This is a genomic window from Halorubellus litoreus (assembly GCF_055378595.1).
Map to the genome: position 1 here is coordinate 814125 of NZ_AP043836.1, position 16110 is coordinate 830234.

General features: G+C 68.6%; 14 protein-coding genes. 10 read left to right on the plus strand and 4 right to left on the minus strand.

Annotated features, from left to right (window positions below; genetic code table 11):
- Positions 1-15: 15 nt before the first annotated feature.
- Positions 16-702 (minus strand): alpha/beta hydrolase, encoded by a 687-nt coding sequence (locus ACZ48X_RS08200; RefSeq protein WP_336352332.1) that lies wholly within the window; start codon positions 700-702, stop codon positions 16-18.
- Between the two features lie 108 nt (positions 703-810).
- Here ACZ48X_RS08200 and ACZ48X_RS08205 point away from each other — a divergent pair, with 108 nt between their 5' ends.
- The 10 genes from ACZ48X_RS08205 (at position 811) to ACZ48X_RS08250 (ending at position 9671) form a co-directional block, all read left to right on the plus strand.
- The gene (locus ACZ48X_RS08205) at positions 811-1260 is read left to right on the plus strand and encodes a pyridoxamine 5'-phosphate oxidase family protein (RefSeq protein WP_336352333.1); all 450 of its coding nucleotides are present in this window, start codon (positions 811-813) and stop codon (positions 1258-1260) included.
- A gap of 2 nt (positions 1261-1262) precedes the next feature.
- A complete protein-coding gene (locus tag ACZ48X_RS08210) occupies positions 1263-1994 on the plus strand; it encodes a competence/damage-inducible protein A (protein ID WP_336352334.1) in 732 nt (243 codons plus the stop codon).
- 57 nt (positions 1995-2051) lie between these two features.
- Positions 2052-3512 carry a hypothetical protein gene (locus tag ACZ48X_RS08215; protein WP_336352335.1) on the plus strand — a complete coding sequence of 487 codons (1461 nt, stop codon included), beginning with the start codon at positions 2052-2054 and terminating at the stop codon, positions 3510-3512.
- Between the two features lie 125 nt (positions 3513-3637).
- Positions 3638-4261 carry a GNAT family N-acetyltransferase gene (locus ACZ48X_RS08220; protein WP_336352336.1) on the plus strand — a complete coding sequence of 208 codons (624 nt, stop codon included), beginning with the start codon at positions 3638-3640 and terminating at the stop codon, positions 4259-4261.
- An 8-nt stretch (positions 4262-4269) separates the two neighbouring features.
- Positions 4270-5031, plus strand: coding sequence for a GNAT family N-acetyltransferase (locus ACZ48X_RS08225; RefSeq protein WP_336352337.1), 762 nt, complete (start codon positions 4270-4272; stop codon positions 5029-5031).
- Positions 5028-5678: a GNAT family N-acetyltransferase gene (locus ACZ48X_RS08230; protein WP_336352338.1), complete on the plus strand. Its 651-nt coding sequence runs from the start codon at positions 5028-5030 to the stop codon at positions 5676-5678. The genes ACZ48X_RS08225 and ACZ48X_RS08230 overlap by 4 nt, the downstream gene beginning before the upstream one ends.
- A complete protein-coding gene (locus ACZ48X_RS08235) occupies positions 5675-6301 on the plus strand; it encodes a GNAT family N-acetyltransferase (RefSeq protein WP_336352339.1) in 627 nt (208 codons plus the stop codon). The genes ACZ48X_RS08230 and ACZ48X_RS08235 overlap by 4 nt, the downstream gene beginning before the upstream one ends.
- Positions 6302-6408: 107 nt before the next feature.
- On the plus strand, positions 6409-7602 hold the full coding sequence (locus tag ACZ48X_RS08240) for a redox-regulated ATPase YchF (protein WP_336352340.1): 1194 nt from the start codon (positions 6409-6411) through the stop codon (positions 7600-7602).
- 49 nt (positions 7603-7651) lie between these two features.
- Positions 7652-8398 carry a hypothetical protein gene (locus tag ACZ48X_RS08245; RefSeq protein WP_336352341.1) on the plus strand — a complete coding sequence of 249 codons (747 nt, stop codon included), beginning with the start codon at positions 7652-7654 and terminating at the stop codon, positions 8396-8398.
- A 235-nt stretch (positions 8399-8633) separates the two neighbouring features.
- On the plus strand, positions 8634-9671 hold the full coding sequence (locus ACZ48X_RS08250; RefSeq protein ID WP_336352342.1) for an NAD(P)/FAD-dependent oxidoreductase: 1038 nt from the start codon (positions 8634-8636) through the stop codon (positions 9669-9671).
- A gap of 51 nt (positions 9672-9722) precedes the next feature.
- On the opposite strand, the gene ACZ48X_RS08255 is transcribed toward ACZ48X_RS08250, so the two are convergent.
- From ACZ48X_RS08255 to ACZ48X_RS08265, 3 genes are all read right to left on the minus strand, one after another.
- Positions 9723-11372, minus strand: coding sequence for an Ig-like domain-containing protein (locus tag ACZ48X_RS08255; RefSeq protein WP_336352343.1), 1650 nt, complete (start codon positions 11370-11372; stop codon positions 9723-9725).
- 170 nt (positions 11373-11542) lie between these two features.
- On the minus strand, positions 11543-13597 hold the full coding sequence (locus ACZ48X_RS08260; RefSeq protein WP_336352344.1) for a type II secretion system F family protein: 2055 nt from the start codon (positions 13595-13597) through the stop codon (positions 11543-11545).
- A complete protein-coding gene (locus ACZ48X_RS08265; protein WP_336352345.1) occupies positions 13594-15999 on the minus strand; it encodes an ATPase, T2SS/T4P/T4SS family in 2406 nt (801 codons plus the stop codon). The genes ACZ48X_RS08260 and ACZ48X_RS08265 overlap by 4 nt, the downstream gene beginning before the upstream one ends.
- Positions 16000-16110: the final 111 nt, after the last annotated feature.

Below are 16110 nucleotides of genomic sequence, written 5' to 3' on the forward strand. Positions count from 1 at the left end.
CGCGAAAGCCGCCGGTCAGTCCGGCCCGGGGAGTTCGTCGATCAGCCACGGGAGGTACTCGTCGCGGTTCGCCGACGCGAACAGTTCGTGCCCGCCGTCGTACGTCGTTCGCTGGGACTCCGGCGCATGCTGCTCGATGGCGCGCGGGTCGACGACCTCGTCGTCGGGCGCGTAGAACACGTGGTCGTCCGCGTCGAGCGCGGGGAGCGACCGCTGTGCGGCCCGGATCGTCTGAATCCACTTCGGGGCGATGCGCGTGGGCGCGGTGGCGTCCTCGCTCGTCGCGAGCCCACCGAGGTCCTCTGGCGGGACGCTGAACGGGAGTATCGGTCGCGCGATGGGGAGCGCGAGCAGCGGTTCGAGGACGATGGGGACGTCGTGCATCCCCCACCACGGGCTCAGGTAGACCGCCTTCGGGTCCGGATCGACGTGCGCGAGCGCGAGCCCGCCCATCGAGTGCGCGAGCACCGCGTACTCGTCGCTCTCGCTGTCGGCTCCGAGGTCGTCGAGGTACTCGCGGACGGGCGCGACGCAATCGCGCTGGAAGTCCGGCGTCGTCGTCGGTAGTTCGATGGCGTGCACGCGGTACCCGACGTCGACCAGCTGGTCGACGAGCCAGCGTTCGTGTCGGCTATCGACGACGTTCCCCCACCCCATCACCCAGACGAGGTCCCGGCCGTTACCGAACGTATCCACCTGCATACCTCGCTCTGCGAGCGCCCGCCGGGTAGCTCTTTGGGCGACCCCCCGATCGGCCAGTCCACGAGAACCGACGGCATGCTTTTCGTGGTTCGTACTGACTAGTAACACATGGAAGACACTGACCCTCATCAGCTCGACGCGGACGCACGTGATGCCGTCCTCGGGACCGGCGGCGTCGGCGTCCTCGCGTTCGCCACCGGCAGCGACGAGCCACCGCACTCGCTGCCGGTCTCGTACGGGTACGACGCCGACACCGCGTCGCTGTACTTCCGGCTCGCGACCGGCGGGGACTCCAGCAAGAGCGACCTCCTCGACAACCCGGTGTCGTTCACGGTTCACCACGAGGGCGAGGACGGCTACGAGAGCGTCGTCGCGCAGGGCACCCTCGACTCCATCGAGGAGGCCGACGTCGCCGGCGAGATACTGGACGGCCTCTCGCGCGTCGAGATACCGCTGTTCGACGTGTTCGAGCGACGCCCCCGGGAGACGACGTTCTCGTTCTACCGGTTGGACGCGAGCGACGCGAGCGGGAAGCGCGAGATCCAGCGCCGCGACTGACCGTGGAGGTCGCCATCGTGACCGTGGGCGACGAGGTGCTCGCGGGCGATACCGTGAACACGAACGCGAACTGGCTCGCCGGCGAGCTCGCCGACCGCGGCGCACTCGTCGCGCGGGTCCTCACCGTCCCCGACGACCGTGCGGTCATCGCGGACGCGGTCCGCGAGTACGCAGACGCGTTCGACGCCGTCATCTGCACGGGCGGCATCGGCGGGACGCCAGACGACGTCACGGTCGAAGCGGTCGCGGACGCCCTCGGGCGCGACCTCGTCGTCGACCGCGCGCAGCGCGAGCGCCTCGAAGCACGCGCGAAGGCGTTCCGGGACGCGAACCCGGAGCTGACCGACCGATACGACTTCCAGCTGAACCTCGACGCCGCCGCGACCCTCCCCGAGGGCGCGCAAGCGATCACGACCGACGAGTCGTGGTCGCCCGGCTGCGTTCTCGAGAACGTGTACGTCCTCCCCGGCATCCCCAGCGAGATGCGCGCGATGTTCGCGGTGGTCGCGGACGCGTTCACGGGCGACGCGACGAGCGAGGTCGTCCGGACGTGGACGCCCGAGGGCGCGCTCCTCGACGTCATCGACGGCGTCCGCGAGCGCTTCGACGTCCGCGTCGGGAGCTACCCGCGGGGCGAGGACGCGCCCGGTCGCGTGAAGGTCACGGGCACCGACCCCGACGTCGTCGCGGCAGCGGCCGCATTCGTTCGCGAACGAGTGGACGTCGCGGACTGACCGACCCGCGGTGGCCTTGGTGCGGGTTTATTACGTCGTACGCCTTGTGGAGTCGACATGGATCAGCCCATCCGGTGGACGCTCCCGGCGTCGGCGTTCGTCGCGTTCGACGCGCCGCTGTCGGTCGCGACGGTCGATGGCGACCTCGACCCGGCGTACCGGACGTTCCTCCAGTCGGAGGTCGGGTTCGACGCCGGTGACGACGCGGACGCGAGCGCGCTCGCCGCTGCTGCGGGCCGACTCGCCTCGAAGGAGTGGCATCCGACGTGGGGGCATCGGTACGACCGGCCGCGTGACCCGATGGAGTTCCGGGACCTGACGCGACTGCTGCGCGCGCTCGCCGCCGCCGACGCGCGCCTCGGTGGCCCCGGCGCGACCGTCGACAGCTACCAGGACGACGACGCGCTCCGCGACCGCGCGGCCGAGACAGCGAGCGAGTGCCCGGACTGTCGGGTCGAGACGTTCGACACCGACGCCGACGGCGCGACCGCGACCGTCTACGAGTGCTGCGAGCGCCATCACCGCGAGTTCCACCGCGAGTACGTCGACGCCAACCGGACGCCCGACCACCCGACGCCAGCCGACGCGTTCGACCTGGCGAACCGCCTCGAAGCGGAGGCGCTCGCGATCGACGCTGCCGCGGAGCTCGCGGACGTCGCCGCGTACGACCCGCACGCGGTCCGACCGGTCGTCGACCAGGTACTCGCCGAGTTCGAATCTCAGCGCGGCGCCGACCTCGTGAACGTCGATTACCTCCGGGAGCTCGCCAGGGCGCTCACGCACCTCGGGCTCGTCGACGGCTCGGTGCGCGCGCGGCTCGTGCGGTCGCTCGCGGACGACGACGCTCGCATCCGGCAGGCGTCGGCGGCGGCGGTGGCGAGTCTCGCGTGGGAGCGCCCGGAGAGCCTGCTCGCGGTCGGCGACGACGCGGTCCCGACGGGCTACCTCAAGCAAGTGTTCGGCGACGACACCGACCCGGTGGACGAGGAACCGCTCGTCGTCCGAGGGCTCGCGACGATGGTCGCGGAGGGCGACGCGGACTCCCGCGAGCACGCGCTCGCGGCGCTCCGCGAGTTCGCGCGGACGCACCCGAACGCCGTCTACCCGCTCGCGGGCGAACTCGCCTCGCATCTGGACGCGACGCACTCGCGGGTCCGACTGTACGCCGCGGTCGCCGTGGCGGGGTTGAGCGCGCGCTACCCGGAGGTGGGCGTCGAGGCGACCGCGGGCTTGGAGTTCCTCGCCGCGCGCACCGAGGACCCGGCGAGCGTCCCGGCGACGTGCGCGCTCGCCGCCCTCCCCGGCGGGAGCGTGCCGCGTGACGTCGCGGCCGACCGCGCCGTCGAGTACGCCGACCCGTCGCGGTACCCCCAGTACGTCGTCCGCGAGGCCGTGTACGCGCTCGACGCGCTCGACGCGACCGACCGCGTCGACCTCGACTGGGTCCGGGCGTGTGCGACCGAGAGTGCACTCGAGCACGCCGTCGACGTCGCACGCGACGACGTCGAGGACGCGTAGACCGGCGCGGCAACGTCGAGGACGCGCACGCCGGCGCGGCAACGTCGACGAGGCGTGAGCGCGCCCCGTTGCACTGGTTGACACACCGACCGAATCCTTACGTCGACCCACGGAGATGACGGCGTATGGACCTGTTCCCCGCCGCGTTCGAGACCGAGCGACTGCGGTACGAACGCCTCGACGAGGCGATGGACGCGCTCGCCCTCTACGAGCACACCGGCACCGACGAGTTCGAGCGCGTCAGCGAACACATCTCGAAGGACCGCCACCATCACCCGAAGGACGCGCTCGACTACCTCGAGGAGAGCGCCGAACAGTGGCGCGACGGCGACCGCGCGAACTACGCGATGTTCCCGAAGGACTCGGAAGCGGGCGCCGGCGCGTTCGCGGGCGTCGCCTCCCTCATCCCGCTCTGGGACCGCCGGACCGCGCGCTTCGGCGTCTGGCTCCTGGAGGACTACCACGGCCGCGGGTACGCCGGCGAGCGCGCCGACGCCCTCGTCTCGCTCTCGTTCGACCGCCTCGACCTCGAGCTGGTCGCCGCCGGCCACACCGACGGGAACGACGCCTCGAAGCGAGCGATCGAGAAGTACGTCGACCGCTACGGCGGCCGGTACGAGGGCGTCCTCCGGAACTGGGTCGTGCTCGACGACGAACCGAGGGACCTCCACCGGTACACCATCAGCGCCGACGAGTACGCAGACGCCGACGTCGAAGTCGACCTCCGCGTCGAGGAGACGCTGGAGTAGCTCCCGCCATGTCGCTGTTCCCCGAGACGATGCGGACGCCCCGCCTGCGCTACGAACGAATCGACGACGCCGTCGACGCGTTCGAGCGCTACGCGTGGACTCGCGAGGGACGGGAGGCTCGCGAGCGCGAGACGCGGTACGTGACGACGACGCCCGACCCGCACCCGAAGGCGACCGCGGACGCGCTCGCCGACCACGGCGACGCCTGGGCGGACGCCGAACAGGCGTACTGGGCGGTGTTCCTGCGACCCGGCGAACCGGACGCCAGCGGCGACCCCGTGGAACCCGGCGACCGCGTGCACGTCGGTGTCGCGAGCATGGACGCACTCTGGGAGAATCGCCGCGTCCACACCGGCGTGGAACTCTACCGGCCGTACTGGGGCCGCGGGTACGCCGGCGAGCGCGCCCGAGCGCTCCTGAAGGTGACGTTCGAGGTCCTCGACGTCGAGGTCGCCTCGGTCGCGCACTTCGCGGGCAACGAGAACTCGCGCAGTCAGATGGAGGGCTGGGTCGAGCATTACGCCGGCAGCGAGGACGGCTACTTCCGGAACGCGGTCCCGCGGGACGGCGGCGACAGCGAACCGTGGGACCTCCGCTCGTACGTCATCACCGCCGCGGACTACCGCGACGCCGGCGGCGCGCCCGAGGTCGAACTCGACCCCGAGGACGTTCCGAAACCGACCGCGGAGCCGACCGACCTCGACCGTGCCAGCGGACGCGACGAGGTCGACGACGGCGACAGCGACGGCGATGGAGGTGCGTCGGCGTGACGGAGTTGTTCTTCGACGAGATACGCACGGAGCGCCTCCACCTCGTGCGGGAGTCCGTCGCCGACGCCGATCTCGGCGAGCGCTACGAGTCGATGAACGAGGACGCCATCGAGGACGGCGAACTCGCGTACGTCCCCATCGAGCCGTTCGAGCACCTCCAGGACGCCCGCGAGTACGTCGCTCAGCGCGAGGGTCGGATGCAGTCGGGCGACGCCGGGACGTACGTCGTGCGGCCGCGGGAAGGCGAGCCCGGGGCGGGGGAGCCAGCGGGCGAGGCCGAGCTGTTTGCGATCTGGGACGAGCAGACGGCGTTCATGACGTTCGGTCTCCGCAAGCGCTTCTGGGGCCGCGGCTACTCGGGCGAGCGCGCCGCGGCGTTCCTCCGCGTCGCGTTCGAGCACCTGGACCTCGAACTCGTCTCGGTGACGCACCTCGTCGGGAACGAGAACTCGCGGCGCGCCATCGAGAAGTACGTCGACCGCTACGGCGGCCGGCGCGTCGGCCGGTTCCGGAACCAGCACGTCGTCGACGACGAACCCAGGGACGTCGTCCGGTACGAGATAACGCAGGTGGACTACGCGGAAAGCGGCGAGCGCCCGGACTGCGAGTTCGTCGAGGAGCGCGAGAATCGGAGGGAGTCGCCGTGACGGACCTGTTCCCGCGCGTCTTCGAGACCGAGCGCCTGCGGTTCGAACGCATCCACCCGGAGACGCTCGACGCTCGCGACCTCTACCCGCACGTCCGCGAGGACTCCGGTATCGCGGACGCGACCCGGTTCATGACGTGGGACCCCCACGAGCACCCGAAGGAGACCATGGAATACGTCCAGCACACCGGCGAGGCGAACGACGCGGCCGACAGCGGGAACTACGCACTGTATCCGAAAGCCAGCGAGCCGGGCGGTGGCGAGTTCGCGGGGAACGCCGGGCTCGGCGCCGACTGGGAGCGGCGGAGCGCCGAACTCGGTATCTGGCTCCGCAAACCGTTCTGGGGCCGCGGCTACTCTGGCGAGCGAGCGGACGCGTTCGTCGAACTCGCGTTCGCGCGCCTCGACCTCGACCTCGTCACCGTCACCGTCGTCGACGACAACGACCGGTCGGTACGCGCGATCGAGAAGTACGTCGACCGCTGGGGCGGCAGTCACGACGGCTACTTCCGGCATCTCCGGCCGCACGGCGACGACCCCGTGAACCTCCACCGGTACGCCATCGCACGCGCCGACTACGAGTCCGCGGGCGTCGACGTCGACCTCGCCGTCGTCGACGAGTGACCTCCGAGAGGGTGCGCCGGTCGGCTGCGACCCCGTGCCATGCAATCGCGTGACGGAGCCGCGGCGAGTATCAATTTTCAAGCCCGCTCACGGTCTGTGACTGTGCAATGACCTACAAGATCGGCCTCGTCGGCAAGCCCAGCGTGGGCAAGTCGACACTCTTCAATGCGGCGACGATGAACGACGTCCCCGAGGGCGCGTATCCGTTCACGACGATCGACCCGAGCGTCGGCGAAGCGTACGTTCGCGTCGAGTGCGCCGCGCCCGACTTCGACGAGACGTGCACGCCGGACACGGGGTTCTGCGAGGGCGGCGAGCGGTTCGTGCCCACGAAGCTCGTCGACGTCGCCGGGCTCGTCCCCGGCGCACACGAGGGCAAAGGCCTCGGGAATCAGTTCCTCAGCGACCTGAACGAGGCGGACGTGCTCGTGCACGTCGTCGACTTCTCCGGCGAGACCGACCTCGAAGGCGAACCGACGGAGGGCCACGACCCCCGCGAGGACATCGGGTTCCTCGAGGAAGAGCTCGACCAGTGGTACGTCGACGTCCTCGAGAAGGGCATCGAGCGCTATCGCTCGGGCTACCACGGGAACGAGGGCGACATCGAGGTGGACCTCGCCGAGCAGATGAACGCGTTCGGGACGAACAAGGACGAGATCAAGCAGGTCATCCTCGCGCTCGACCTCGAACTCGACCCGGACGCGTGGGACGGCGACGACCGCGAGGCGCTCGCTCGCGAACTCCGCAAGCGCACGAAGCCGATGGTGGTCGCGGCGAACAAGATGGACACCCCCGAGGCGCAGGCGAACTTCGAGGACATCGCGAACGACCCCGAGTACGAGCACCTCACCGTCGTCCCCGTGAGCGCGCACGCCGAGAAGGCCCTGAAGAGCGCGAACGAAGCCGGCGTCGTCGACTACACGCCCGGCGAGGGCGCGTTCGACATCGTCGGCGACGTCAGCGACGAACAGGAAGCCGGCCTCGAACAGATCCGCGAGTTCGTCACCGAGTTCGACGGCACCGGCGTCCAGGACGCCATCGAGACCGCGCTCTTCGACGAGCTCGGCACCAAAGCCGTCTTCCCGGGTGGCGCGGACGCGATGGGGGACGACCAGGGGCGCGTGATGCGGGACTGCTGGATACTCCCCGAGGACGCGACGACCGAGGACCTCGCGTACCACCTCCACAGCGACATCGGTGACGGCCTGCTGCACGCGATGGACTGCCGGAGCGGCCGCCAGATATCGACGCGCCACGAGCTCGAACACCGGGACGTCGTCGAGCTCGTCACGACGAGCTGAACCGCTCACGACCGGTTCTTTTTTCACGCTGACCTGTCCGTTCCTGTATGTGAACGAGCGCGTTCGATGCCCGGTCTGTGGGACCGAGACCAGACGCGGGCGGTTCCCGCAACACTTCGCCGACACCCATCCCGGCAGTCGCCTCCGCGACGCGTTCGCATACTCGGCCGTTTGGGCTGGCGTCCTCCCTGCACTCGCGGTCGCCCTCGGCGTCGCGCAGACCGCACTCCTCGTTCTCGGCCTCCCTCGACCCGGAGCGCTCCGCGAGACCATTGCGACACAGTTCGGGCTCTACGCAGAGAGCGTCCCCACGTTCCTCGCGTTCGCCGCCGCACCCATCGTCGCCGTCACCCTCGGAACACTGGTCGTCGCACTCGCTCGCGGCCCCGGGCAGACGTTCAGACGCGGCTGGCGACCGAGGCGGTACGAACTCCTGCTCTTGGCGTGCTGGCTGGTGCCCATCGTCGGAGTAAGTGTCTACGTCATCGGTGCCGGCGGGCGATTCGTGAGCGTTCGATTCCTCCGCGAGAAGCTCGCCGGCGGCGGGTTCGTCGCGGCCGACGACATCGAGACCGCACGGACCGCGCTCGCGGCGAACCGGCACGCGGACGCCGCCGACGCCTTCGAGACCGCCGGAACGCTCGTCCAGGGCCTCCGCGACGACGCACACTTCCGAAATCCCGACGTCGGCGAGCGCCTGGACGCCCTCGGTCGCGGGTGCGGGATGGCCGCCACCATCTGCGAGCATCACGCCGCCGACGACACCCACACCGAGCAACGCACCACCGCGTCCTGACCGAGGGTTCTTCAGAGAAGACGCGGCCAGGGTCGACGATTCCCCCGCATCCAGGGGACGTCGGTCCAGGCCGGAGCGGAGCGCGCCGACGTCCCCCACGCCCACGCGCTCCCTGCTCGCCACCACACCGCACCACACCGCACCACACCGCAGCAGCCGCGGCGACGACCGGGAACGCCGCGAGTCGGGTGCCGCGACCTAGCCGTACTTACTCCTCCCGCGGGTAGCGTCGCGTATGCCAGACCGAGTCGCCATCGTCGGCACCGGCGCGGCGGCGTGCGGCGTCGCCGACGTCCTCGACGACACGACCCACGAGGTGACCCTGTTCGACAAAGCCCGCGGCGTCAGCGGCCGCGCCGCGACGCGCCGCAAGCACGGGTGTCGATACGACCACGGCGCGAACTACGCCAAACCCGGCGACGACGACCGGTTCACGGAAGTGCTCGAATCGTTCGGCGACGACGGCATGCACGACATCGAGGAACCCATCTGGGTGCACGACGTCGACGGTCACGTCCAGGAGGGCCGCGACAGCGACGAGCACAAGTGGACGTACGAGGCCGGCATCACGCAGTTCGCCAAGCGCGTGCTCGACGCGACCGACGCCACCGTCACCCTGGAGACGCGCATCGAGGAGTTCGACCGCGAGCACGGGGACGACCATTCGTGGTCGCTCGTCGACGTCGACGGCACGCGGTACGACGGCTTCGACGCCGTGGTGCTCACGCCACCTGCTCCTCAGACCACCGAACTGCTCGCGGCGACCGACTGGACCGACGACCGCCTCGAGCGCGTCCGGGACGCAGCGGCAGCGGTCGACTACCGGACCATCCGCACCATCGTGCTCCACTACGACTTCCACGAGGAGTACCCGTGGTACGCGCTCCTCGACCCCGAGCAAGAACACCCCGTCGGCTGGCTCGCGCGCGAGGAGTGCAAACCAGGGCACGTCCCTGACAGCGAAAGTCTCCTGATAGCGCAGATGAGTCCCGACTGGTCCGTCGCGCACTACGACGACGACACCGAAAGCGCCGCGAGCGACGCCGCCGAGCTCGTCGCCGACCTCCTCGACGACGACCGCTACCGCAACCCGGACTGGGTCGACAGCCAGGGCTGGCGGTACGCACTCCCCGAGAACGCCGCCGACGACGCCGACGTCCGAGCCGCGGAAGACGCTGGCCTCTACTGCGCTGGGGACTGGGTCGTCGGCGAAGGCCGCGTCCACCGCGCGTTCGAGAACGGCCGGCGCGTCGGCCAGCGGCTCGTCGAGTAGCGACGCGGCGTCGAAAGAATCGAGAAAAGGGCCGGGCGGTGAGTCCGCGCGTTACTTCGAGACGGGGATGATGTACACCTTCGTCGAGCCGTCGCTGAACTCCAGCGAGAGCATGAAGAAGTCGTCGCTGGACCCCTTCAGGGTGTAGTCGCTGCCGTCGGGCTGGAACAGGTCGCCTTCGAGGACGAACGGGTCACCGGGCGAGAGCGTGTACGTGTCGGTGCCGAGGTCCTGCCAGACGCCGCCGACCTCGAGGGTCTTCGTCGCGCCGCTCTCGGTCGTGATGACGAGCGAGTCCGCGATGCCGTTCGTCCCGGGTTTCGCGACGAAGTAGTAGTTCACGCGAGCGGACGTGATCTCCGACGTCTCCGTCCCGGTGTACGCGAACGTCATCGTGAGGTCGTTGCCGCTGAGCGAGGACGTCTCGAAGACGAGCCCCTGCGAGTCCAGACCGGGGTTGATGGAACTCCCGACGTCCGCGACCTGGTCGATCTTCGTGACGTCGGTCGACACGAGCTCGAAGCTGTACGTGACGTACTTGTGCGCGTCCTCGTCCGAGAGGTCGGCGTCGACGTCGGTGTCGCGGCCGATGTCGACCGTGATGGTGCCGAGCGCGTTCGTGTTCCCGGTGACGGTGACGGACGCGTGCCCGTTCTCGTCGACGCTCGCGTTCGTCGCCTTGTTCCCGTTCGCGAACCGAGCGGGCCCGTCGATGGTCGCGGTGACCTCGCCGCCACTGAGGGGGTTGTTCTGTGCGTCGCGGACCTCGACGGTGTACGTCATCGAGGTGTTCGCGGGGACCGAGCTCGCGTACGAGCCGACGGTCGTGACGTACGCGGGGACGTCGGTGATCGCGTTCCCGTTGAGGGTGACGCGAGCGACGCGGAGCGTGTAGTCGCGGGTATCGTCGAGTCTGAGGACGACCTCGTTGGGCGTCCGCGGGTTGGCGTCCGCGTCCACGTACTTGTGGAGGGTGACGGCGTTCTCGCCGTCGGCGTACTCCTGCCAGTCGCTCTCGGGGACGAGGGTGGCGATGCGGAGCGTGATGGGTTCGCCGGTGTCCGTGACGGCGATGCGTTCGGCGGGCGCGCTCGCGGCCTGGAGCGTGAGGCTCGTGGTGCCGGTCGTCTGCTCGGCGACGTCGCCGTCGAAGAGGACGAGCGTGATGTCGCCGTCGCTCACGATGGGCGTTCGCGAGTTGACGAGCGTGACGTCGCCGTCGTACTCGTTGAACACGACGCCGTTCTCGTAGAGCGTCCGCGGTGCGTTCGCGTACTGGCGGTAGCTGGGTTCGTAGACGAGGCGCGTGGTCTGGTACGTGACGTCGTTCCCGAGCGACGTGTAGTACTCGGCGGTCTCGGGGTTCGTGCTGGTGACGTTCTCGATGCTGAACGTCGCGGTGTCGGTGGTTAGTGAGCCGCTCGCCGGGCCGGGGTTCACGAGGAAGAACCGGTTCGGGTAGCGGACGCCGAGGTCGACGTCGACGGTCTCGGTCGCGCCGCTGCCGGCGACGCGCGTCGTGGAACTCCCGAAGCGCTCGAAGTCCTCCTGGACGCCCTGGTTGTGCTCGAACTCGAGTTGTTGGTTGGCGGCCGGGACGACGCTGACCTGGGTGAGGATGAGGAGGCTCATCGCGAGCCCGAACATCAGGATGCCTCCCAGGACTGGGGAGACTGCCCTCTCCTCGGCGAAGAATGTCATACTAGTAATACGACGAGTGAGTATAAGTAGTTATCTACGGGCATGCGCCCTGAAAGTAACAATAACTGTGAGTAACCGACTATCAGACCGATTATCATTCGCGGGGCGATACGGTGGTTCTCGTCACGTGGCGGCCCCGCAACGCCATCCCGAAAGTGAAGGGACGGGACTCAGACGAGCATGAACGCCGCGACGCCGAGGACGATCATGAGGATGCTGTACTTCAGGCCGGACAGCGTCGAGTTGTCCGCGAGCTTCCCCGCGAGCAGTCCACTGCCGACCGCCATCACGAGCACCGAGTGGTAGAACAACGCCCGGTACGTGTCCAGGGGGATGTTCGTGAACGACACCGGCAGGCTGCTCTGGGGAACGTTCGACGCGGTCGGGGCGCTCGCCGCCTCGGCGATCGGGCCGAGGAAGCTCGCCGCCACCAGGACGATGACCATCAGGTACACGAGGTACCCGATGACGACGATGGCGATGTACGACCCCATCGCGCGACGTCGCGACCGCTCGATGCGGTAGCGAGCGCGCGTGTCCTCCGCCGCGATGGCGAGGATGCGGGACATGTCACCGCTCGTCCGCCCGCCTTCCGCGATGAGCTTCACCGTCCGCGTGAGGTAGGGGACGTGCATGCGGTTCCCGAACGCGAGCAGCGCCGCGGTGACGTCGTAGTTCCACTCGATGTCGTTCCGGAGTGCGCGCAGGTCCTCCGCGAGCGCGCCCTTCGACCACCGCGACACCAGCCCGAGTGCGTCCACGAACGGGATACCCATGTAGTTCGCCGACGACAGCACGTTCAGGACCTCCGGGAACCGGCGGACCATCGCGTTCTCGCGGCGACGCTTCCCCTCGTGGAAGTACGACAGCGGCACGAGCACGAGCAGGAGCGGTGCGACGACCGCGACGGTCGTCGTCATCACGGGCGTCGTCGTGAACGCTCCGATGGACACCGGCACCACGTCGAGCGCGCTGACGACCGCCAGGTAGACGAGCGCGAGCGGCACCGTCACCGCGAGCGTGTACAGCGGGTGCTCGCGGACCGCGGCGAGCGGGTCGCGAGCGATCGCATAGTAGCGCTCGTACTGTCGATCCTTCGCGTACGCCTCGAACCGTTCGTCGTCGTCGTCGACGTCGTCGGGCGTCAGCGGCGCCGACCGACCGTCGTCGAGTTCGTCCGCGGCCGGCTGGACGAACGGCGCCGACAGGACGTCGAGGAACACGAGGAACCCGATCATCCCGAGGGGCAGGCCCGCGTAGACGAGGACCGCCATCTGGTTAACGGTCGACCCGCCGAGGAACGAGATGACCATGAGGGTCACGATGAGGAACAACGGCGCGGCGACGAACCCGACGATGAATATCTCCGAGAGCACGCTGAGCGTCTCGAGGAAGTCCTCTTGCTCCTCGTTCGCGGTCTCTGCGTACCGTGCGGCCTGGTCCTCGAAGAACGTCGTGACGTCCCCGCCGGAGTCGACGACGCTCACGAGGTCGTCGAGGAAGCGCTCGAGACTGCCGCTCGGCGTGAGGTTCCGCGCGTTCCGGAGTGCGGTGAACATGTCGTTCCCGAACAGCTCCATGTCGCGGACGATCATGTCGAACTCCGCGGCGACCTCACCGTACGTGTCCTCGGCTTCCGAGAGCGACCGGAACACCTCGACGAGGTTCGTGCCGCCGTAGCTCATCGCGTACATGTACGTGATGGCGTGGGGGAGCATGACGTTGATAGCGCGTTCGCGCGTGTCGACGATGTTCCGCGGGTAGTAGTACCGGACGAACCACGTGGTTGCGCCCGCGGCGATACCGAGTCCGAGCGTCAGTGCGCCGCCGGTGAACAGCAGTTTGTTCGCTTCGATGTACCCGGCGATACCTGCGGGGAACGAGAACGGCGACTCGAGGCCGCCGAGCACCCCGAGGTTCGAGAGGACGAGCGACAGCACGACGCCGAGTAGCGCCGCGAGGACGCCGGCGACGAGCGCGAGGATGACGCTCCGCGACAGGTAGATGTCGTACGTCGTCCCGATACGCGCCTGGTTCAGCCATCGCTGGACGTCGCGGTACTCCTCGGGGCGCGCCTTGAAGTACGCGCGAGTGACGCCGTACTGGTCGCGGAGTTCGCGCCGTTCCTCCGGCGTCATGTCCCGCGACCGCGGGAAGTACTGGCTCACTTCGTAGTCCGGCATCGGCGTCGAGGCCGTCTCGCCCGTGGCCCCGGGCGTGCTCATCGCGCCTCCGCGTCCGTGGACTCGGTCGCGTCAGCGGTCTCGACCGCGTCGTCGTCGGACTCGGTCGCGGTCTCGGTCGCGTCGTCGTCGGACTCGGTCGCGGTCTCGGTCGCGTCGTCGCCGGACTCGGTCGCGTCGTCGTCGGACTCGGTTGCGGTCTCGGTCGCGTCGTCGAAGAGGTCCTCGACGTTCGGGTCGTTCCCGAGGTACGCGTCGAGGCCGTCGGTGTCGACCGCGTCGAGCACGGCGTCGCGGTCCTTCGCGAAGTCGTGGATGACCGTCGTGACGTCGTCGTAGTCGGTGATGTCGGCGTCGACGAGCGCCGCGAGGACGTCGCGGCGCGCCGCCAGTTCCGCCTGCACGCCGTCGGTACTCCAGCCGCGTTCCTCCGCGATCTCCGCGAGGAGGTGCGAGTCGTTGACCTGCACGTAGACGTCCTCGCGGGGGTCCCAGTCGAACACCGTCTGGTAGGAGACGTCACTGAAGTCCTCGGTCGGGAGGATCTCCGCGATCTCCTGGTTCCGGCGGACGCGTTCGTCGTCCTGGAAGATCTGCTTCTGGATGGCGATGACGTCGAGGTCCTGCACGAGCTGTGCGGGGATCGACAGCGGCGGGTTCGCGAGCCGGCCGAGCGCGCCGTCGACGCTGTCGGCGTGGATGGTCGTGTAGCTCGTGTGCCCGGTCGCGATCGCGTTGAAGAACGTCAATCCGACGCGTTGCTCGGTGCGGACTTCGCCGACGAGCAGGTACTCGGGGCGCTGACGGAGCGCGGCCTGCAGGAGCTCGTACATCGAGACCTCGCCGCGGCCGCCTTCCATCACGGATTCGCGCGTGACGCTCTGGATCCAGTTGTCGTGGGGGAGCGTCATCTCGCGGGTGTCCTCGATGGAGACGACCTTCGAGTTGTGCGGGATGAAGAACCCGATGGCGTTCATCGACGTCGTCTTCCCGCTGCCGGTGCCGCCGGCGAACACGAGGCTCTTGTTGTTCTCGATGGCGAGCCAGAAGTACGCCATCTGGTCGACGTCGAACGTGTTCCACTTGATGAGGTCCACCGGCGTGTAGGGGACGTCGGCGAACTTCCGGACGGTGAAGTTCGAGCCGCGCGTGGCGATCTCGCCGCCGAGCGTCAGCTGGATGCGGGAGCCGTCCGGGAGGCTCGCGTCGACGAGCGGGTCGCTCACGGAGATGTGCTTGCCGGCGCGTTGTGCGAGCTGGACGACGAACGACGCGAGCTGGTCGCTCGGGAAGACGACGTTCGTCCGGAGGTCGCGGTACGCGCGATGGTAGACGAACACGGGGACGTCGATACCGTCACACGAGATGTCTTCGAGCGCTTCGTCGCGCATCAAGGGGTCTATCTTCCCGAACGCGAGGAAGTCCCGGAGCAGGTAGTACAGGAGCTTGTAGATGGAGCCGTCCTCGACGGTGGCGGCGTGCTCGGCGATCTCCTCCTTGGAGCGCTCCTCGAACACGACCTCGCGGCCCGCGTCGGCGTCGATGTCCTGGTACATGAGGCTGTTCCGGAGGATGCGAGTGAGGTCCTCGCGGACGTACGATTCGAACCCGTCGAGCGTCACCTCGTTGACGTGGTACCGGAACTCCTTCGCTCGCGTGTCGAAGAGGATGGAGACGTACGCGTATGGCCGGTTCACCCAGTGTCGTTCGATCTGGACGACGTCGTCGAGGTACGAGAAGTCGAACCAGCGGGTCTCGATGAACTCGTCGCTGGGGCGCTCGGCGAACTCGACGTCGAGGTCGACGCTGTCGTAGTACTCCTTGACTTCGCGGATGATGGCGTCGCGGACGTCCTCGGGTTCGGGGGTCTCCTGTTGCTCGACCCAGAGGACGAGTTCCTCCTCGCCGAGTTCGTCGACGTCGGGTGCCTCGACGTCCTCGGTGTCGACGTCGGGATCGCGGCGGACGAGCTCCTCGCTGACCGCGTTCCCGGCGTCACTCGCCTCGAGAACGGTGTCGAGGACGTCGACGACCTCGTCGTCGTCGCGGTCCTCGATGCGTCGGACGAGCTCCTTCGTGGACATCGACGAGGCCGAGCTGGTGGGTCGTTCGCCGTCGGAATCGGTCGTGTCGGCGTCGCCGCTGGTCGGATCGTCGACGGTACCGGTCGTGTCGGTGTCGCCGCTGGTCGGGTCGTCGGCGGTACCGGTCGTGTCGGCGTCGCCGCTGGTCGGGTCGTCGGTTGGTTCGGGGTCGGCGGCGACGAAGAGGTCGGTCTCGGTCGCGTGGTCGCGGGTCGCGTCGTCGAGGGAGACGGTGTCGGCGTCGGTCGCTTCGTCGGTTGCGACGTCGAGGACGTCTCCGGAGTCGCCGCTGGGGCCGTCGGTGAAGATGTCGTCCGTGCTGTTGGTGTTAGTATCAGTTGGTTGGTCTTGGTTACTCATTAATAGATACTTATGTATACGGCCTAACTACACCTAAAGCTTTGCACGTTTCTCGGCTATAGAGACGCTGAAACCAAAGATTCCGAGAGCGATAGACCCGGACGATTTAGT